Here is a 20,124-nt window from a genome sequence, read left to right as displayed (position 1 = left end):
AATACAAATTAGCTGAAGAAAAAATAAAAATACTTCAGAGATTTTGCATTCATCTACTAATCAGTGTTATAATACAATTAACAAGAATTCTAGCGTGAATACACCAATCCCCTCACTATGGCCGTAGTGAGGGGATTTTTTAGGTGTGGCTAAAGTCGCCTATTTATCGTTGCGATTACGTAGCCAATGCGTAAACAACGCAACAATACAACCACTGATGACTGTGGTCGTGATGTGAACAAGAATTTCTAGCATGAATAACACCTCCTCTCTGCGTCTAAATTTGACGCCTGAGAGATAGGCGACTTAATTATTATACCATCTGCACCTTTTAAAGCATATGTCCTTCCGATAAGCCTAAATGTGTTAATTATATTACTTTTATACGCACTACCGGCATAATGGATAAATTTGATTCACTTTAGAAAATATCATTTCACTCTGCATGGCTACCTATTTTTTTAAGCTCAAATTACTCAACACTTATTTGCATACGTGCATACTTTATACATGCATAAAGTATGCATGTATAAAGCATGCACGTATAAAGTATATTAGCTACCAAAAGCGAAAAATCACACTAATACTCACAAAAATTCGGGGTAACTCAGTTGATATATCGTCGACATAAAATTTAAAACATCAATACGGATATTGAACCAAGGCACTATGATTTAAAAGGAAAGTTATCGCTAGTCACTCTCCAATTTTTCTTTATAGTAATCTATCAGATCTACAAATATAAATATAATGTTAGAAAATAGAAGCACCATATATAACATAATAGAGATGAGCTTCATATGATTACTAATGATGCCTTTGTGACCTTTATTAATAATTCTCTTTTTCTTTTTAGCCATGTGAACGATTTTATAAGTACAGGTGAAATAATTAATATACTTAATAACACAAATAATCCTAAATAACTCATTAATGCTTTTAAGTCACCTGAAGCGAAAAATACTAAAACTTGATAAGGTAAAAAGATATATATAAAACTGATTAGGACTGTGAACACAAAGAACATTGATAAAAACCAAAGGAACAATTCAAGTCTTCCCTCTATTAAAAATTTCCGAAAAGCAGAGACATGCTTAAAAAAGTTTGTTTCAATATGATCACTTTTTTCCTTTTTAAACATTATTTGATAACAGGCATAATAGTAAATCAATCCAATAAAAAGACATAACGAGTACATACCTAGTTGCTCATTTAAAATTAAAAGTACGAAAGTAGTTATCGTTACGAATACCACAATATATTTATACTTACGTTTAACGACTAAAAACATTGCCTCTTTATTTTCTCCCCAAAACTTATAGATTTTAGAGATGATGAGATACCGAATATTTATTAAATACGAAGCTATACAACAAACCGCTAATCCAAAAATTAATGCTATAACCAACAACATTTAATATCACCTCTTTATTCTTTTAAGACCATTTATTCGGTCTAATAAAAAATAATAAGTGCGCATCTTTTATAAATTTTGACATACTTTCCAAACATTCCAACTTCATAAAAGTTAAATCAAATGATAAAGTCCTTGCACATTAATTATAGAAAAATGAGATTTAAAATGTTCGTTAAGTAAAAACATTTATAGCGAAAAGTGAGTTCACTTTCGAAAAAAACAAAAAAATATTAGTAATTTAAGATCAAATGCCCTCTAAAAAGTGGTTAGAAAATTAAACTTTGAAGAACGAAAAATAGATCATTCGCTTGAATTAATGTTAAAAAATCGAAACTCTAAACTGTTCAAAAATTTAAAAATACAATCAAGTGATTGAGATTTTTTATGTGTTCAACAAGAACAAATTAACCTCTTAACAAGTATTATCTACTTGATAAGAAGTTGAATTTGTTCCATTAAATATCTCAGCCTTTAAGTTTTTCATCGAAACAACTCATCTTTTTTAATAGTAAAAATCCTAGGCTTTATTAAATTTTAAACCCATCAAAAAGCGCATTTCATCTCATGATATATCCCTAAAAGTCGTTAAAAAAACAGTTCAAATATAGGATGTCAGAATATTTCGACATCCTATCGATAGGATTTGATCTCTAAACCCCTTGATATGAAAGGATTCTTTTATAGGATAAAGTGTTTTTTTTAAGTCCCACTTAACAAACTATAAATTGAATTAGCAAGACCTAATTTCAAAAATAAAAATACCCTCATAAATACTGTTATATCAAGCTTTATAAGCGCAAACGAGCATCGTGAGTGGTAAGCCAAACCCTTCAGCTATGCTGAATACCACCTTGGGTGGTACTGGGTTTCCTTATGCTCATTACGAATCCTACGACCAAATAGGATATCACAGAATTTATCGAAGTTTTGATAATTAAATTTGGTTCAAAATGACAGCAATCAAGATTTATATTTGTGCAAATTTTGGATTATTACATGTAAAAAAATACGAATATGTTTCTGCATTAAGTGAGGTTTTTGTATTTCTTCGTCACATTTTTTATTGCTTATTTGCTGATCAAGAGTTCTTGTTTTTAAAAGTAATTCCCTATCAGAAATTTTAACAAGGACATTTATATTTGCATCATTGATGACTTTGACTATTTGTATTTTCATCAAAAAACGGAAATAGTATGAGGGACTTGAAGGAAAAAATATCAACTTCAAGAAATCACTCAAAATTTTAGTTGCCTTATGATTCATTATTAACTATTAAATCATTCTTTTAATTAAGTAAGTATCTTCCCACAAAGACATTTATACTTCCAACAAATATCTCTATAAACAAGTCAACCTAAAATATTAGGACTCTACTTTTTGTACATTAATCATAAAAAAGGAATGTGGTAAAGTGGTAAAACTATGTTTAAAACATATAAGGTTCTTTAATCGTATTGAGTAATTAAATGAATGATTATTTGAAATTATTTCATTTCCTTATAGAGCTTTCTTTCATCTATTCTCATTTTACTAGATCAGTATTTAGAAGTTTTTCATTATTAAAACATTTAATAATTTGTAAGTCTGCTTGTAATAATAGCAATTTTTATTTTCTATTCTTAACAGGAAGACGAATAAATTACATACCTATGAAGTGAGAAATTTACGAATTTAGAAAGCCACTTTTAATCAAAAAGATAGTAAGATATGACACATATTCTAAAAACTAAGCGAGTTCATGTTTAGAAAATTAGACGAAATGATAGTAAAGAAATTCATGAAACAGTTAAGTATGTAGTAAAAATATTGATTATTTACCGATGAAAAAGTATTTGATATATTCTATCAATCATTAAAAGACAAGTAAGTTTTCATTTATTTAGCGCTTTTAAAAAAGGCAAGAGATAAATTGAAAAATGAGGGGTGGAATTATTTAAAAGATCGATTTAACAGGATACATCTATTAAATTTTCGGTTCTGTTGCAAAGTTAGAAATATAGTATAATAAATAGTAAACAAAAATGAGGTGCAGAGGATGAATTATTTCAGATATAAACAATTTGACAAAGATGTCATTACTGTAGCCGTTGGCTACTATCTAAGATATGCATTAAGTTATCGAAATATATCTGAAATATTGAGAGAACGAGGCATCTATGTTCATCATTCAACAATTTATCGATGGGTACAGGAATATGCTCCTATTTTGTATCAAATTTGGAAGAAAAAGAATAAGCAAGCTTATTATAAATGGCATATAGACGAGACGTATATCAAAATTAAAGGGCAATGGCATTATTTATATCGCACTATTGATGCAGATGGCCATACACTAGATATTTCGTTACGTAAGAAACGAGATAATCATGCGGCATATGCGTTTATTAAGCGTCTTATCAAGACAAGAAGAAACTCGTTTCACTCGTTTAAAACCTCTTCTTATTAATCAATAAATTTCTCGCTAAACAATATCAGGATAATGAGTAGAACAATAAGAATAATAATAAGTTATTTGTGCTGCTACACTAGCTGCATTACCTTTTAAACCAGCTTTTATAGCTGCTTTAGAAAATTTTAACATTGTTTTAGGATTTGGATTAGCATACATTTCTTGTATCGCTGCTACCGGAATGAAATCTCCTAAAAAACCATTCATCTTTTCATTGAAACATTGGTTAGCCGACTTACTTGGTGCGGCCCTAAACCCATTTACAACAGGTTTATTATTATCTATCTCATTTTGTATACGTGTATATTCTTTCGGTACATACCCATATCTCTCTTTTATTTTTTTAGTATTAACCTTCACCACTTTACCATTTTTATCAATTTGAGTAGCTTCATTCATCGCAAATTCTATCTCTTTTTGTAATTCTATTGCCTTTTGTTCTTTATCACTATTCATATCGGCTTTCGTTTGATTTGAGATAAAAAAAGTTAATGATGTTAAAATTAAAACAGATACAAGAGATAAAATTAAAATCTTTTTCCTATTCACAACCATACTAAAACCTCCATTTTAATATTATTAAATATTATAAATCTATTCTTACTGTACCCAAAAAAAGGAGAAGAAACATATGAATAATAAAAAGATAAAAAAATATAGGCTTACTATCTGGTTGTCTTTATTATTTATAACCCTGTTTTCTATTATTTTTATAGGTGTCTATAGTATAAACAATGGAAAACTTATATTTTTAATACTCTATGTAATCATCTTATTAATATGCTTACTTTTAGATTTTAGAATAAAAAAACAAACAAAAAGATAGATTAACTCAATTAAATTTTATTCCAATTGCTTTATTGACGTTGAGCCTCGGAACCCTTAACAATCCCAAAACTTGTCGAATGGTCGGCTTAATAGCTCACGCTATGCCGACATTCGTCTGCAAGTTTAGTTAAGGGTTCTTCTCAACATCAATAAATTTTCTCGGCATAAATGCGTAATCTATTTTTTATTGTCTTCATGTTGTCAAACAGCAGTTCCAATCGCTATTCCTACTCCAGCCCCTAATGGCCCCATAAATATAAATAAAGCTATACCAAAAATAAACATATAAGAAAAAGTATTTGAATATTTTTCAAAAAAATTAGCCATGCTATCACTCCTTTTTAGCAAACTTTATCACAATAGTTATCGCTTTACAGGTCTATTTTTCATCGTTATAATCTAGTTAAATCCTGTAAGGGCGCACTTATGCGTTCTAAAAAGAACGCATGCAAAAACCATAATCGACCTTCGTCGATTTTTTATTTTAAATTCAAAGAAACGGCTTGAGATATTCCGAGCAGTTATAAAAATTAATTTGCGTTGAATATTGCTACTGCATTCTTGAAAAAGTGATGCAGATTTATAGCCCATAACTTTTTTGAATTCCATCGACGATACGGCGTCGAAAGAAAAATAAACAGACCGTATGAAAGAAAAAGCTACCTCATTTTATCTGGGGTAGCTTTTATTTTTTATGTCCTTATTTTGAATTTTAAAGGGTATTTTGAAGGCTTAGAGGTAAATTGTATGGTTTTTATACCTAAAAGTTCATATATCCTCTTAAAACGCAAATATGAGCCGAATACAACAACAAATCTATTGCAAAGTTAAATGCAAAGTTTCCGCAAACCAAGTTTTCGATTTAGCAAACAATATAGCACTTTCAAACCAGTCATATCAAAGTCTAAAGGGTTATATATATCACTCCGAAGTCACGCATACCAACGCTTTTACAGAGATGTATAGCATCTCTTAATCCTGCACTACCCCTTTTGACTGAAAAAGGGGTTATCGAAAAGGGTTTGCACTTTATAAAAATCACGCACTATTTCAATTTAAAATCATGCTCACTTTTATGCCGAGAAAACTTATGGTTTGGAATAAGCTTTGTGTTAGCTAGATTTAGTCTAGCGAGTTGGTTCCAAACCATAAGGCAATTGGAATAAAAAAGACGCTAGCTAACGCCTTTTTTATTCTTCTTCAATTTCGTTAATCATTTGGTTGTTTACTTCTCGTTTTTCTTCTTCGGTTAAGTCGTAAATCTCACTTGCTAGATACTCTTTTTGATTCCACACATAAAAGAGTTGGTAAATATGTTCAGTCGGATCACTTTCTTTGAGATAATCCAACTCGCCATTTTTCATTTCTTTCTCGCCTCTTTAAAAAGACCTTAATAAACCAAAACCTGTTTGCCCTTTAATTATTTATAAAATTCATCAAATACCTTTTTGATATACTAAAGAAAGGAAGTTATGTAATACAAACTAATGAATCTTAATCTTGTTGTATACCTACTTAAAGATTCATTATTTATAATTTCTTCTTTTTTTGGTTAAGTGCTCTTTAAATGCTTGAGCTTCTGCTGCTAATTCTTGATCATTTTCTTCTTTCAATTTAAATTCTTCAGGGTGAGTTATCCATCTAGGTGTTTTTTCCTTACTTTTTAGTGGATTAGTGTTAGATTTAACACTAAAATTTTGAGCTTGTTCTAAATTGAATATGTTGTTTTTAGACCATACTTCTAATATTTTAGCTAAGTATTGTTTAGGGTTATTTCCATTTTCAGAAGCATACTTGATAGCGTATTCCAAAAGGTCTGGGGTCATACCCTTACTTAGATCAGCTATTTTTTCTATAAATGCTTTTGTTGGTCTAACAGACATTTCTTCTTTTAAAAGTTTAATTAAATATTTTTCCCTACTACCACTACTACTATTTGTTTCAGTTTTTGTAGTAGTATCATTCAATTCAGTATCATTAAAATCAGTATTACTAATATCAGTATCATTAGTGTTTGATTTTCGAACTTCTTGAAGTTTGATTTTCGAACCTCTTGAAGTTTGATTTTCGAACCTCTTGAAGTTTGATTTTCGAACTTCATCGTCATGACAGGGTTCATCTACATTTTCTTCTTGCTTTTCAATTTCATAAATATCTTCTTTAGTAATTTCAGGGTTCATTAAATATAATTTGTTTGGTTTACCTTGACCACATCTTATTTGTTCTAAAAGATTAGCTTCAGTTAATTCTTTTTTGATTTTCACTAATTTAGCATTTTGACAATTTAAAATGGTTTTTAGCTTTTCATTTGTATAGATAAAGAATATATCTCCATTTTCATCAAACCAACTATTTTTTATAGATAGATCTAATCTATCTTTTAATAAAGCATAAGCAATTTTTGCATCGTTACTTAACTTTATATATTTATCATTGGTAAAAAATACTTTTGGTAATTGGTAAAACTTTTGTCTATATTGCTGTTGTATATTAAATCTTTGCTCTGACATAATAAAAACCTCTTTCCGTATTTTTTGTGCTGGGAAGAGGTAATAAAACGCTTTTATTTAACTTTACATTTATTCAATGATTTTGGTGCTTGCACTAAGAAGCTATTCAATATATAATACAAGTATCAAAATAAATATAAATAAACGTGTGCTTACGTTTTATTACCAAAGGGCAACTATTGCAAGTAGTTGCTCTTTTTTTTCTTCTATAAATTAATAATAACACGTTATGGTTAATTGTAAAATTTAATTTAAATCTTTTTCCTCATTACCTTGTTACTCTTTTACTCTTGGCTACAATTTACTCTTTGCCACTTGCAAAAAGCATTACTGTAAATACTATGAATATCAAAGCTACTATAGTTCCTAATAGAATAAAGATTGCTGAAACGATATTCCACATGATTAAAAGTAATCTTTTGATACCCTCACACCACCTCATTTTATTAACAATGAATATAGCGAGAGTTATGAATAGTACAAATGATATTGCAATTGAACCCGTTACAATAGTGTCTGAATTCATAAGCCTCCCCTGTTCTGTTAGTAAAACATTTATTGCTTATAGTATAAACTAAGTTTTAAGATACACAAGTGTAATTTATACTTGTGTAATTTACGCATTCATAGTATACTTTAAATATACTCAAAAGGAGGGATACTATTATGACAGAAGTAGTATCAATTAATAACTTTAAGGGTGGTGTATCAAAAACCTCATCAACTGCTGGAATCGCTTATGTACTATCTGAAATCAAACAGAAAAATGTATTGGTTGTTGATTTAGATCCTCAAGCAGATGTTACTGATCTTCTATTAAAGACATTTAAAGAGAACAATAATGCCTTATTAAATGAGATAATGAATTCTAACAATTTTGAAAGTGTTTTAGATGAAAAAGAAAATGAAATACTGGATTTACTATTGAGAAAATCAACCGATATAAATGAAAATGATTTGTATCACACTTTAAAAGAAAAAAAACCTATACATGAAGCGATAATTGAATTAAGCGATAATTTATCAATAATACCATCTGACTTTAATATGATTGGATATCCATACTTATTAGAAGATTTAAAGTTGAATAGAATTGATGGTGCAAAGTATTTTAATAGTTTCTTAGAAGAAGTGAAAAAAGATTATGATTATATACTAATTGATACACCACCAACATTATCTGATTTTGCAAATAGCGGAATCTATGCATGTGATTATAGTTTGATTGTTACACAAACTCATGTAAGAAGTTTTAATGCAATTGAAAAGTTAATTAGTCACTTGTCTGACTTTAAAGAATTACACGGTAATGATTTTGATGTGATTGGGATTTTACCTGTTATGTTTAAAAAGCAAGGTAAAATAGATAGCTTTATTTTAAGCCTACTTCAACATGTATATGGAAGCTATGTTTTTAAAAATAAAGTATTTCAGCGTGAAAGAGTTAAATTTTGGGATACAACAGGGATTGCAAATGAAGATATGCACGATAGAAATGTACTTGCAATGTACGAGAGTATTACAAATGAATTATTAGAAAAAATGAGGGATCGTAATGAATAATAATAATGATAGCTTGTTAAATAAAAACAGAAATAGAACTAGTAATTATGAGAATACAATGCTTGATACTTCTGAAAGATATAGTGTTTTGCCAGCTCAAAGTTTAAGAGTAAAAGGTGTTATTCATAGTAAGGCTGTAGCACTAAAAAGATACGGGCTATATGACAATTTAAATGATATTCTGGAAGAAGCATTAGAAAAATTAATAGAAGCCCGTTCTGATAGTGAAAAAGAATTTATAAGAGAACAAGAAAGAGAAGAAAATGAACAGAAGCTAAGACGATTAAAAATTAAAAATAAATCTCAAATTACACAAGTGTAAATTACACAAGTGTAAATAACTTTTGTGTAATTTACACTTGTGTAAAAAGCTGTAGGTATTCTTGGCAGATCCTACGACTAAAGAATTTATAAAAAACACTTACAAACATAGAATAATTTAGATTCTGTTGCAAAGTTAGAAATATAGTATAATAAATAGTAAACAAAAATGAGGTGCAGCGGATGAATTATTTCAGATATAAACAATTTGACAAAGATGTCATTACTGTAGCCGTTGACTACTATCTAAGATATGCATCAAGTTATCGAAATATATCTGAAATATTGAGAGAACGAGGCATCTATGTTCATCATTCAACAATTTATCGATGGGTACAGGAATATGCTCCTATTTTGTATCAAATTTGGAAGAAAAAGAATAAGCAAGCTTATTATAAATGGCATATAGACGAGACATGTATCAAAATTAAAGGACAATGGCATTATTTATATCGCGCTATTGATGCAGATGGTCATACACTAGATATTTCGTTACGTAAGAGACGAGATAATCACTCAGCATATACGTTTATTAAACGTCTTATTCAACAATTTGGCAAACCTCAAATGATAATTACAGATCAAGCACCTTCAACGAAGGTGGCAATGTCCAAAGTGATTAAAGATTTTAAACTTACCCCCAACTGTCGTTGTACCTCTAAATATTTAAATAATCTCATTGAACAAGATCATCGTCATATCAAATCAAAGAAAATAAGTTATCAAAGTATCAATACGGCAAAGAATACGATCAAAGGCATTGAATGTATTTATGGACTATATAAAAAGAACCGCAGATCTCTTCAGATCTACGGGTTTTCGCCATGCCGTGTAATTAGCATCATGCTAGCTAGTTAATACGAAGTATTATTTTAAACATAAGGTTAGATACTTATCTTTCTAACTTTGCAACAGAATCGTAAATGTTCAGGCGTGAAAACGATAATTAGTTATGCCTTTTTGACTTTGCAACAGAAACTTTTTGCTGTACTCTTTCTACATCGGATAAGTAATTAAACAATTCCTCATAAAGATGTTTTACCATTGATGGTGTAACATTTTTATCTCTTTTCCCCCACCCAATCAAATCTAAATGATCCCAATTTTTCAATGTAGGCATGACATTCCAAACACCTAGATTTGGATTTTGATGAAACGTTGTTTCTCTAAAAGGCTTGTTATATGGAAAAAGTCCACTCGCTAAAGAAATAGGTCCATCACTTTTTTGCCAACTTTCTGGAGCTTTACTGCCATTGAAATCAGCTAATGGTTTCAGTGGTGTAAACATATATTTATTTGAACTTTGATTACCAAATATGTTTCTGTGACTATCTAAGCCTGTTATCGAAATGTAAGCCATATTTTTGTTCATTGTGAATTTATCATTAAGTTCCTTTGCTCCTTTCAAGTTGCTATCATACCAAGGAAACTCATCTGTTTTCCAGATTTGTTTCTTTTTAACTCTATTTAAATATTCTAAAAGTGATTCGTTCTTTCTCTGCTTAAGCCCCCAGTGTTCAAAACCAAAATCTACATTAGTAAATTTATTACTTGCTAATGCTATCGCATTAATTGCTTTTTCTTGTAAAAAAGGAGTTTTCGAAATTTTCTCAGATATTAGAGATCCATTATGTGGCCCAGCAACAGTTGTCAAAGATGAAACCATATCATTATTTCCTCCTTTTAAAATTGGAGAAATATTTCCACCATGCTGCTCGTGATATTTTATTTCTTCTCTATCTCCATTTTTTAAAAGTTCTTCTAATAATTGTATAGTAGGCCCACCATAGCTATGTCCAACTAAATGAATTTTTTTACCAGGCTTCCAATTTTTATAAATTCCTGGGTAGGTGTTACCATATCTTTCAAAACCATACTTTTTAGACCTATAAGCACCGTAGTCCACTTTTCCACCTTTAATGTAATAATATAATTCGATTGCTCTATCTTTTGCACTAGAATAAGGACTTACTCTTGCTTCCTTAACAGAATATCCTTCTTGTGATAATACTTTATCTAAATCAATTTTGACTCCTCCCCAATAAGAAGGAAGAATCAACGGTTTGCTTTCATCTGAAAAACCAGAAAATCCATGCACTAATATTATTGGGTATTTATTTTTTTTTACTATCCCTTCATTTCCTTTAGGAATAGTTGGATTTGAAGCCCTATTTGTTTCATATTTTTGTGCTATTTTGTTTAAGTCTTTATTATTTAATACTTTTTCTATTTCATTAGATTCCTCCAATTGGTCCGACGCAGTTAGTTCCTTATTTACTTTTGGGGACGTGTTTTCATTTAGTGTAGATATTGTGTTTTCTCTTGCATAAATTCCTTTAACATCATAAATAGGAGATAATATTAATGATATGATTACCAAGCAAAATAAAGATAATAATATTTTTTTATCCATATGCAAAACCCCTTATTTTAAATTTGATTTTTCCACTTTAATATTATCTTTTTATGAGAAAATTTTATTCAATATTGCACAAGTGTCGAATTATTACTCCTATCTGTCTTCATTTTTAAAAGTATATTTTCAAAAATATAATATATTTATGTATTAAAATAATTAAAAATGAATTTAACTACAAATACTTTTTAAGTAATACATTCCTTTTATTTAGTATATTCTTAGACATACTAAAACCTTAGTGGTTAATTTTAGCAATTTTAATCATCCCCTTATTCAAAAAATAATAGGCTTATGGTTCTTTTAAACAATGAAGTTATATTGCTGAAATTAGACATTTCTGTGTATATATTGATACTATTGAAATACTTAAGTTATTAGAATATTATAGTACGTACTGTAGTTTTTATTATTCAATTTTAAAGACTCTAAAATGTGGCATCTGGCTTCATAAGTTAACTTGAGTTCTTCATCAAAAATTAACAAGAATTAAAAAATCTGAACTAGTTATAATGTAGGCTATATAAGGCAATTGAAAACTTTAATAATAACTTCCAATTTCATTTTAATTTATTGTATTTGGACATATATTTATTCCTAAATATCTTTAGATCCTTAACTAGTTAATATAATATAAAAATAAATTATATAAAATAACTTTATAATATTATATTAATTACTAAATAATTATTTAATATAAGTTGATGAGGAGAAGACATATCAATAAAAATAATTTTATTGATATGTTTCTAAGAAATGCTACTTGCACGCTTTCTAATAACGATTAGCTTTATATCATTAGAAATTATACATCGATATCCTACGTACAGTGTTATAGCTGTAGAAGTTTGACTATATTCCCTACGATAGAATCGTTATTTTCAAAGTAAGATAAAATATCCTTTCAAGAGCGAATGTCATTTAAGCTCTTGTACTTTGCGAGTATCCATTCTTGATAACTGTTGTGTGATGCCCATTCTTAATGTCACAGCCTGACAAATTCTAGATGGATACAGTAAAATACTTTTGTAAAATAATGAATGGACCCTTCTAATCATTATATGATTTTTAAATTTTTACTTTCGTTCTGATTATTTCCGATATGTCACTAAATATAAGTACTAATATTTCTCCTAAATTTGTTTAGGCACTTACAATTATAGAGATATTTGTGCTATTTTTATTTAACACAAAAATAACGGCTAGTGAACAACTCACCAACCGTTAAAAGTATAAAACCGATATTTGTACTGGTTTTTTATTTGAAATACAAATAATATTAATTTATTTTATTTATAATATCAAAAAGTTTGTAACATTAAACTTTTAATAATTTTGTATAGAATTAATTGAAGAATACGTTTTTGATTACGCGAAAAAATGATACGATGAGTTGAAAAACGTCTGCTGTCATGGGTTTCGCCTCCAATCTTTTGAATTTTATTTAGATAAAGTTAAGGATTCGCTTTGAACTAAATCATCGGCCAATTGATGCCAGAACTGTTGTAATTCTGCGCGTGTACGTTTTGTATCTGTACTGTCTTGACCAACAAAGTCCACGTGATCCCAATCATGTCTTGTAGGTGTCACTTGCCATACACCTTTTTGGTTTTTATCTGTGGCTGGTGTGAACGCTTCATTAAATGGATGTTGTGAAGAAATCACGGAAACGAGACCGTCATTTTCACGCCATTCTTTTTCAGTCGCTTTACCAATTAAATTAGCAGTCGCTGTGAACGGGAAGAACAGATTGTAATCTGCTTTTTGTTTACCGCCAATTGAAGCATGAGTCGCTTCACCTGTATATGTTTTATAAACGATATTCGGATTGACTGTTGTTTTACGATTTAAATCTGTCGCCCCATCACGTGTTAAGTCGTTAAATCCGTTGTCTTTTGATTTCCATAATTTAGAGTTTTGCACCCGTTTTACATAGTCTGCATAAGATTCATTCGGTTGTTGTTTTAAGCCCCAATGCGCAAGGCCAAAGTCAACTCTTGAATCTTTATTACCGAACTGTTTCGCGACATCAAAGACAAGTTGACGCACAATTGGTTCATTGCCGGCTAAGTCAGAAGCGTGTGTTCCGTTATGTGGTGTGCCGAGGGTTGTGATAGAGGATACCATATTATCATGGCCGCCTTTAAATAATGGAGAAATGTCGCCCCCGTGTTCTTTTTGATAAGCGACTTCTTCAGGGCTACCATTTCTAAGTAATTCTTCTAATTGACGAATGGTTTGACCCCCCATACTGTGACCAACGAGATGTACTTTTTTACCAGGTTGCCAATCCTTATAAACCCCTTCGTATGTTTTACCAAAACGTTCGTGCCCGTATTTAGCTGCATGGGCTGCACCGTAATCCACACGTCCGCCTTTGAGGTAATAATAAAGTTCAACGGCACGATCATAGTTGCTGCCAAAAGCACTGATACTTGCTTCATAAGATTCATAACCGTTTTCTTCCAAATCTTGGCGAATATTCATTTTATCGCCACCCCAATAGTGAGAAAGCATCGCCGGGTTAATGTCATCTGTAAAGCCGTTAAAGCCATGGACTAAAATGATAGGATCATGATTTTTGGCAGAATCTTTATTTAAAGTCGGTGTGTTCTGTTGATTTTGATTATGTAATGAGAGATTAGGTTCCTGAGGAGGTTGTTGTTCTGCCGCATGAGCTGTGCTAGCTCCTACAAGTAGTGATTCCGTGATTAAAAGTGTTGAAGCGATGACACTAAAATGTTTAAAATGCCTCTTTTTAATTTTCGTCATCGAATGCCCCCTAATGTGATATGTACTACGCTTAAGTTTAGATGAAAATGTTGATTAATAATCTAGGAATGAAACCAAAAAACTTACTGATAATCGCTTTGAACTGTTCCATAATGGACCTCCTCTCTTTATTAGGTGAGAAAGCGCTTCCAAGGTATTGTAAAAAAATAAAGTTTACGGCGCAACTCTGAAAATGAACAAAACAATAAAAAAATTATTTATTTTTTATTGTTTTAACATAATTTCACAATTTTGTCAATAATAGGGTTGTATTGCAAAGATACAAAGAAAAAACTATGCTAGCATTCTAAATCATCTCACTAACATAGCCTAGATTTTATAACATAGAGAAAACTGGTAGATTTCAAGAAACCTACGGATCTTTTGATATAATACTGAGATACATTTAATACCTTTAAGTGTATCATAGATGTATTGACATTTTGATAATTTATCTTTCTTAACTTAATATAAAGGTGATCTTATTCAATAATATTATTAAGATATATAGATGCGAAATGACAGTCAAGGTCAAGTTTAAAATCTTTAATCAATTTAGATATGGCGATCTTTGTCAAAGGTGTCTAGTTTGTAATTATCATTTGGCGTTTACCAATTTGTTTACAATTTAATGAGTGTAACTGCTTCACTAAATAGCGATAACTTATCTAACAAGTCAACATCTCAAAAAATAGATATTTAAAAAACAACTCTACTATAAAGGATGATTATATATCTAGATAAACAGACATATTTAAAAATATTTCTCAAAATGCCTTCTCCTATAATTTATATATCTATAGAATTAACGAAAAATAAATAAGCGATTATTATAGTAACTATAAATTAGTTAAAAATAATGAGTAATTATTAGAATACTAAAGTTAAAAGAAATTTATTTCGAAAATTCTTTGAAAAGCGATCCTCTTTATATCAAACAATATGAAGAATTTAGAAGTTTACTTTAGTGCGAGTAGTCTGAATACATGTTTTGCATTTCTTCATTAACCAGTGTTATAATTTAGATAACAAGAGCTTCGTGCATTATATGCACCAATCCCCTCACTACTCGCAATAGTGAGGGGATTTTTAGGTGTTGGCTAATATCGCCTATTTTTTCTTATTGTTACGTGTACGTAGCCAATGCGTAAATAACGCAACAATACAACCACTGATGACTGTGGTCGTGATGTGAACAAGAGCTTCGACCATCTGATATGCACCTCCTCTCTGCGTCTAAATTTGACGCCCGAGAGATAGGCGACCTCATTATTATACCATCTGTACCTTTTAAAGCATATGTACTTCTGATAAGCCTATATATGTTAATAGCATTACTTTTATACGCACTACTAGCACGTTGGATTGGTATGATTCGCTTTAAAAAATATAATTTCACTCTTCATGGCTACCTAATTTTCTTTTAAGCTCATATTATTCAACACATACTTTACACATATATTTTTTATACATGTGTAAAGTATATATGTGTAAAAGGATTCTGCTGCAAAGTTATAAAAATAAATAATTGGTAATAGCTTTGATATGATATTGATAATAATTTGCTAATATTTGGCTAATTTCATAGCATAGCAAAAATCCGTAGATATGAAGAGACCTGCGGTTCTTTTTATATAGACCGTAAATACATTCAATACCTTTTAAAGTATTTTTGACAGTATTGATACTTCTTATTTATCTTTATTTTCTTGATCTTTTAATTTATTGAGATAGCGATAGATTGTTGTACGTGAAACTTGCCACTGCTCCGCAATTGTTTTGATTGGTGTTCCATTATCATAAAGAGTTTTCAGTAATTTTAAATCTTTTTGGTTTAACTTTTCTGGTCTGCCTCCATAGCGGCCTCTAGCACGTGCTGCAATACGTCCTGCTGAAGAGCGTTCTAAAATTAAATTACGTTCAAACTCTGCAAATGCTGCGAATAGATGAAATAATAATTGTCCTGTAGAACTAGATTTATCCATTGTTATATTTTCTTCTAAACTATGAAAACTCACGCCTCGATTATTAAGTTCATTAACTAATGTGATTAAATCTTCCATGTTACGTCCTAGTCTATCTAGTCTCCAAACAACAATAGTATCTCCTGACCTTGCAAATTCAATGGCTTTATCTAAACCAGGTCGCTTACTTTTTGAACCACTCATATGATCATTAAATATCTTTTCACAACCATATTGATTTAACCGATCTTCCTGTAAATTCAAGTTCTGTAATCCAGTTGAAACTCTTGCATAACCTATTTTCAAAATACAAACCTCCTATATACATTTTCATTGTACCATAACTTAATTCTAACCATATTTATGAACATAGATTATCTGTTGGGTTATTGAACACTAAACTATGTATAATAACTATATATTTAGATATAAAAAGAGAGTGTACAGAAAATGGTTATTTTCTGTACACTCTCATCTTTAATAATATATTTTAAATGTTATTAACAAAACTAATTTAATAAGAGTCAAGCATAGTTTACATATGTATTATGTTTGAAACATATCTCTAATTACTTTTTACTAATATCATTTAAAATGTCTCGCAATTCTTCAATTTCTTTGTTATTTAATTCTTCATTTTTCGCAAAATTCAGCACTAAACTTTTCATGTCCCCTCCATACAGTTTATTAAGAAAGGTTTTAGCAGTTTTCATTTTAATATCGTCTTCTTTAATATTTGATGAGTAAAAATAAATATTCTCTGATTTGTATCGTTTTATAATCTCTTTTTTATATAGTCTTGTGATTAATGTTCTAATCGTTTTATCGCTAACTTCTTTATATTTTTGAATTTCAACTACAATTTCATTAGCTGATACTGATTTTTTACCCCATATTATATTCATAACATCCCATTCAGCCATAGATATTTCAACTTGCTTATTGGCCATTTAAAACACCCATTTCTTTTAATATTTTTTCACTGATTAATTCAGCATTTTTCCCAGATGGCTTTCCATCTGATAAATGTGTAGCAAAATAATACTTATCATGATTTGTAATTACGTAACCTACAAACCACCCATTATTATACTTCCCGTTTACTATACCTGTACCTGTTTTCCCATACAGTTCATACTTTTCATTTTTCTTAATCAATAATGAAGAAGATAATTGATTCTTTGCTTTTTTACTAAAATGGTTATTTTGTTCCATCATATTTTTAAAAACTATTACTTGTTCAAGATTAGATATTTTCAAACTATCTTCCATCCAATAGCTTTTATAACTTCCCAAATTTTTATTACCATAATTTAATTGCTTGAGTTGAGTCGCAGTATAGTTCTTTGGTATTTGATCGCTAATACGTTCGAAGTACCAATTAACTGAATTTTGCATTGCTGTATTTAAATCTTGTTCCTTATTCCAAGCATCAAAAGGGTAATGCTTATGATTCCATGACATACGTGAATTTTCATCATTTATAATATGTCGGTCAAGTCCAAACATAGCTAAATAAATTTTATAAGTTGAATTAGGAGAATACCTTTTTCTACTTTCTTTTTCGTTATAAATATAGTATTTGTCTTTCTTCATGCTGTACATGACGAAAGATCCACTATTTGAACCAAAAATTTTACTTTTATCTAAAATTTGGTAATCGTTGTGTAAGGGCTTTTTATAATTATAATCAGTTATGGATTGCCCCATCAAAAACTGGCTTTGAATTACCATGAGCAAAAAAGTAAAAATACAAATAAAAATTAGAATTAATTTGGACTGTTTTTTCAGATTGGCTTCTTTTATATTAATTAATCTTCTTTTGAGTAATGACTTTTTACCATTAAATGAATGGCTTAATATATTTTTATTAAAAAATGGAACATTTAATACGGAGTCCATAATAGATTCCGCATAAGTTTTAAATTCATTTTTGTTAATATTATTAAGGACAAATCTATCGGCTTCTACTTCATTGTCATGAATTATCTTTCTTTTTACAATATGTACTAATGGATTGTAACTCATAATAATAGAGAAGATATTAAAGATAATTAAATGTAAAGTATCTCTATTTTTAGCATGAGCATATTCATGCAATATTATATATTTTAGTCTTTTGTCAATTACACTTTTAAAATATGAACTAGGAATCAAAATAATATATTTCCCATACCAAAAAGTTATTGGAGATTGAATAGTCTCTGCTTTTCGAATCACAATATTTTTTTTATATTGATGGTTGAAAAGTATCGTATCTATTTTATTTTTTTCATTTTCGTTTAGATAAAGTGACTGTTTCTTTAAATATTTAAGATATAATAAGGCTTTCAAAAATTTAAAACTTAAAATAATAACTAAAACTATCCAAATAACTGTGCAGATATTATCAATTGAATCCCAATTAAACTTATGGATATCTGTTGCGAACTCTTGAATAGGTTTGGTGGTATTTATGTTATGGTTCAAGTCGTGTGACTTACTTTCAACTGTGGGCGCTTGATTATTCACATTATTAAATTTAAAAAGAGAGAATTTAATAGGAATGAAAGGAATTAATCCTGCAAGAAGAGTTAGATACCAAACTTTATAATTTAACATATAATTAAAATAGCGTTTTAATATGTACCTAAAAAATAATAACAATAGAAATATAAAACAAAAGCTTACTATGCTCATTATTAATAACTTAGCCATTTCAACACCTTCTTTCAAATATTTATAATAAACTATTGACACCGATATTACAATTGTAATATTATTGATTTATAAAAATTACAACTGTAATATCGGAGGGTTTATTTTGAAAAAGTTAATATTTTTAATTGTAATTGCTTTAGTTTTAAGTGCATGTAATTCAAACAGTTCACATGCCAAAGAGTTAAATGATTTAGAAAAAAAATATAATGCTCATATTGGTGTTTATGCTTTAGATACTAAAAGTGGTAAGGAAGTAAAATTTAATTCAGATAAGAGATTTGCCTATGCTTCAACTTCAAAAGCGATAAATAGTGCTATTTTGTTAGAACAAGTACCTTATAATAAGTTAAATAAAAAAGTACATATTAACAAAGATGATATAGTTGCTTATTCTCCTATTTTAGAAAAATATGTAGGAAAAGATATCACTTTAAAAGCACTTATTGAGGCTTCAATGACATATAGTGATAATACAGCAAACAATAAAATTATAAAAGAAATCGGTGGAATCAAAAAAGTTAAACAACGTCTAAAAGAACTAGGAGATAAAGTAACAAATCCAGTTAGATATGAGATAGAATTAAATTACTATTCACCAAAGAGCAAAAAAGATACTTCAACACCTGCTGCTTTCGGTAAGACTTTAAATAAACTTATCGCAAATGGAAAATTAAGCAAAGAAAACAAAAAATTCTTACTTGATTTAATGTTAAATAATAAAAGCGGAGATACTTTAATTAAAGACGGTGTTCCAAAAGACTATAAGGTTGCTGATAAAAGTGGTCAAGCAATAACATATGCTTCTAGAAATGATGTTGCTTTTGTTTATCCTAAGGGCCAATCTGAACCTATTGTTTTAGTCATTTTTACGAATAAAGACAATAAAAGTGATAAGCCAAATGATAAGTTGATAAGTGAAACCGCCAAGAGTGTAATGAAGGAATTTTAATATTCTAAATGCATAATAAATACTGATAACATCTTATATTTTGTATTATATTTTGTATTATCGTTGACATGTATAATTTTGATATCAAAAACTGATTTTCCCTCTATTATTTTCGAGATTTATTTTCTTAATTCTCTTTAACAAACTAGAAATATTGTATATACAAAAAATTATAAATAATAGATGAATAGTTTAATTATAGGTGTTCATCAATCGAAAAAGCAACGTATCTTAT

Annotated in this window: 16 protein-coding genes and 2 pseudogenes; 5 read left to right on the top strand and 13 right to left on the bottom strand. The window is 29.2% G+C overall.

What is annotated here, in order from left to right; translation table 11 throughout:
* Positions 1-159: 159 nt before the first annotated feature.
* Both G8Y84_RS07490 and G8Y84_RS07485 read right to left on the bottom strand, forming a co-directional pair.
* Positions 160-255 carry a type I toxin-antitoxin system Fst family toxin gene (locus G8Y84_RS07490; RefSeq protein ID WP_000889979.1) on the bottom strand — a complete coding sequence of 32 codons (96 nt, stop codon included), beginning with the start codon at positions 253-255 and terminating at the stop codon, positions 160-162.
* A 541-nt stretch (positions 256-796) separates the two neighbouring features.
* A complete protein-coding gene (locus tag G8Y84_RS07485; RefSeq protein ID WP_165806230.1) occupies positions 797-1,414 on the bottom strand; it encodes a hypothetical protein in 618 nt (205 codons plus the stop codon).
* A 2,038-nt stretch (positions 1,415-3,452) separates the two neighbouring features.
* Here G8Y84_RS07485 and G8Y84_RS07480 point away from each other — a divergent pair.
* The gene (locus tag G8Y84_RS07480; RefSeq protein ID WP_259336502.1) at positions 3,453-3,863 is read left to right on the top strand and encodes an IS6 family transposase; all 411 of its coding nucleotides are present in this window, start codon (positions 3,453-3,455) and stop codon (positions 3,861-3,863) included.
* Between the two features lie 15 nt (positions 3,864-3,878).
* On the opposite strand, the gene G8Y84_RS07475 is transcribed toward G8Y84_RS07480, so the two are convergent.
* The 4 genes from G8Y84_RS07475 to G8Y84_RS07465 form a co-directional block, all read right to left on the bottom strand.
* Positions 3,879-4,421, bottom strand: coding sequence for a hypothetical protein (locus G8Y84_RS07475; protein WP_107368149.1), 543 nt, complete (start codon positions 4,419-4,421; stop codon positions 3,879-3,881).
* Positions 4,422-4,895: 474 nt separating this feature from the next.
* Positions 4,896-5,021 (bottom strand): hypothetical protein, encoded by a 126-nt coding sequence (locus G8Y84_RS11465; protein ID WP_275113829.1) that lies wholly within the window; start codon positions 5,019-5,021, stop codon positions 4,896-4,898.
* 863 nt (positions 5,022-5,884) lie between these two features.
* Positions 5,885-6,058 (bottom strand): hypothetical protein, encoded by a 174-nt coding sequence (locus tag G8Y84_RS07470; RefSeq protein ID WP_457810301.1) that lies wholly within the window; start codon positions 6,056-6,058, stop codon positions 5,885-5,887.
* Between the two features lie 162 nt (positions 6,059-6,220).
* Positions 6,221-7,204: a replication initiator protein A gene (locus G8Y84_RS07465; RefSeq protein ID WP_107389658.1), complete on the bottom strand. Its 984-nt coding sequence runs from the start codon at positions 7,202-7,204 to the stop codon at positions 6,221-6,223.
* Positions 7,205-7,870: 666 nt separating this feature from the next.
* On the opposite strand from G8Y84_RS07465, the gene G8Y84_RS07460 reads away from it, so the two are divergent.
* The 3 genes from G8Y84_RS07460 to G8Y84_RS07450 all read left to right on the top strand — a co-directional run bounded on the left by G8Y84_RS07460 (position 7,871) and on the right by G8Y84_RS07450 (position 9,946).
* The gene (locus tag G8Y84_RS07460) at positions 7,871-8,767 is read left to right on the top strand and encodes a ParA family protein (RefSeq protein WP_019167418.1); all 897 of its coding nucleotides are present in this window, start codon (positions 7,871-7,873) and stop codon (positions 8,765-8,767) included.
* The gene (locus tag G8Y84_RS07455) at positions 8,760-9,089 is read left to right on the top strand and encodes a hypothetical protein (RefSeq protein ID WP_107389660.1); all 330 of its coding nucleotides are present in this window, start codon (positions 8,760-8,762) and stop codon (positions 9,087-9,089) included. Before G8Y84_RS07460 ends, G8Y84_RS07455 begins: the two co-directional genes overlap by 8 nt.
* 182 nt (positions 9,090-9,271) lie before the next feature.
* Positions 9,272-9,946, top strand: a complete 675-nt coding sequence (locus tag G8Y84_RS07450; RefSeq protein WP_165806229.1) for an IS6 family transposase — start codon at positions 9,272-9,274, stop codon at positions 9,944-9,946.
* Between the two features lie 88 nt (positions 9,947-10,034).
* Here the strand turns inward: G8Y84_RS07450 and G8Y84_RS07445 are convergent, their stop codons facing one another.
* The 7 genes and pseudogenes from G8Y84_RS07445 to blaR1 form a co-directional block, all read right to left on the bottom strand.
* Positions 10,035-11,501, bottom strand: a complete 1,467-nt coding sequence (locus G8Y84_RS07445; RefSeq protein ID WP_107389667.1) for an esterase/lipase family protein — start codon at positions 11,499-11,501, stop codon at positions 10,035-10,037.
* 1,443 nt (positions 11,502-12,944) lie between these two features.
* Positions 12,945-14,141 (bottom strand): annotated as a pseudogene (lip, locus tag G8Y84_RS07440) (YSIRK-targeted triacylglycerol lipase); the annotation flags it as partial.
* A gap of 1,245 nt (positions 14,142-15,386) precedes the next feature.
* Entirely contained in the window at positions 15,387-15,488 is a 102-nt protein-coding gene (locus G8Y84_RS07435; RefSeq protein WP_000228874.1) for a type I toxin-antitoxin system Fst family toxin, read from the bottom strand.
* A gap of 300 nt (positions 15,489-15,788) precedes the next feature.
* A pseudogene (locus G8Y84_RS07430) lies at positions 15,789-15,968 on the bottom strand (hypothetical protein); the annotation flags it as partial.
* Positions 15,968-16,546 (bottom strand): recombinase family protein, encoded by a 579-nt coding sequence (locus tag G8Y84_RS07425; protein WP_107389661.1) that lies wholly within the window; start codon positions 16,544-16,546, stop codon positions 15,968-15,970. The gene G8Y84_RS07425 and the pseudogene G8Y84_RS07430, both read right to left, overlap by 1 nt.
* Positions 16,547-16,809: 263 nt before the next feature.
* A complete protein-coding gene (blaI, locus tag G8Y84_RS07420) occupies positions 16,810-17,190 on the bottom strand; it encodes a penicillinase repressor BlaI (protein ID WP_001284656.1) in 381 nt (126 codons plus the stop codon).
* Positions 17,180-18,937, bottom strand: a complete 1,758-nt coding sequence (gene blaR1, locus G8Y84_RS07415) for a beta-lactam sensor/signal transducer BlaR1 (RefSeq protein ID WP_001096374.1) — start codon at positions 18,935-18,937, stop codon at positions 17,180-17,182. Before blaR1 ends, blaI begins: the two co-directional genes overlap by 11 nt.
* Positions 18,938-19,043: 106 nt before the next feature.
* Here blaR1 and G8Y84_RS07410 point away from each other — a divergent pair, with 106 nt between their 5' ends.
* Entirely contained in the window at positions 19,044-19,889 is an 846-nt protein-coding gene (locus G8Y84_RS07410) for a BlaZ family penicillin-hydrolyzing class A beta-lactamase PC1 (protein WP_000733283.1), read from the top strand.
* The last annotated feature ends 235 nt before the right edge of the window (positions 19,890-20,124 follow it).

The sequence above is a fragment of the Staphylococcus sp. 11511212 genome, from assembly GCF_011394755.1.
In the GTDB taxonomy this organism is placed as follows: domain Bacteria; phylum Bacillota; class Bacilli; order Staphylococcales; family Staphylococcaceae; genus Staphylococcus; species Staphylococcus chromogenes.
This window is presented reverse-complemented; position numbering and strand designations above follow the sequence as displayed.

Bases quoted from the DNA above. Each gene is read 5' to 3' on its own strand.
- G8Y84_RS07475 (WP_107368149.1), bottom strand. From the start codon at position 4,421: ATGGTTGTGAATAGGAAAAAGATTTTAATTTTATCTCTTGTATCTGTT.
- G8Y84_RS07470 (WP_457810301.1), bottom strand. From the start codon at position 6,058: ATGAAAAATGGCGAGTTGGATTATCTCAAAGAAAGTGATCCGACTGAA.
- G8Y84_RS07435 (WP_000228874.1), bottom strand. From the start codon at position 15,488: ATGGTCGAAGCTCTTGTTCACATCACGACCACAGTCATCAGTGGTTGT.
- G8Y84_RS11465 (WP_275113829.1), bottom strand. From the start codon at position 5,021: ATGGCTAATTTTTTTGAAAAATATTCAAATACTTTTTCTTATATGTTT.
- G8Y84_RS07455 (WP_107389660.1), top strand. From the start codon at position 8,760: ATGAATAATAATAATGATAGCTTGTTAAATAAAAACAGAAATAGAACT.
- G8Y84_RS07490 (WP_000889979.1), bottom strand. From the start codon at position 255: ATGCTAGAAATTCTTGTTCACATCACGACCACAGTCATCAGTGGTTGT.
- G8Y84_RS07465 (WP_107389658.1), bottom strand. From the start codon at position 7,204: ATGTCAGAGCAAAGATTTAATATACAACAGCAATATAGACAAAAGTTT.
- G8Y84_RS07485 (WP_165806230.1), bottom strand. From the start codon at position 1,414: ATGTTGTTGGTTATAGCATTAATTTTTGGATTAGCGGTTTGTTGTATA.
- G8Y84_RS07480 (WP_259336502.1), top strand. From the start codon at position 3,453: ATGAATTATTTCAGATATAAACAATTTGACAAAGATGTCATTACTGTA.
- G8Y84_RS07450 (WP_165806229.1), top strand. From the start codon at position 9,272: ATGAATTATTTCAGATATAAACAATTTGACAAAGATGTCATTACTGTA.
- blaR1 (WP_001096374.1), bottom strand. From the start codon at position 18,937: ATGGCTAAGTTATTAATAATGAGCATAGTAAGCTTTTGTTTTATATTT.
- G8Y84_RS07445 (WP_107389667.1), bottom strand. From the start codon at position 11,501: ATGGATAAAAAAATATTATTATCTTTATTTTGCTTGGTAATCATATCA.
- G8Y84_RS07460 (WP_019167418.1), top strand. From the start codon at position 7,871: ATGACAGAAGTAGTATCAATTAATAACTTTAAGGGTGGTGTATCAAAA.
- blaI (WP_001284656.1), bottom strand. From the start codon at position 17,190: ATGGCCAATAAGCAAGTTGAAATATCTATGGCTGAATGGGATGTTATG.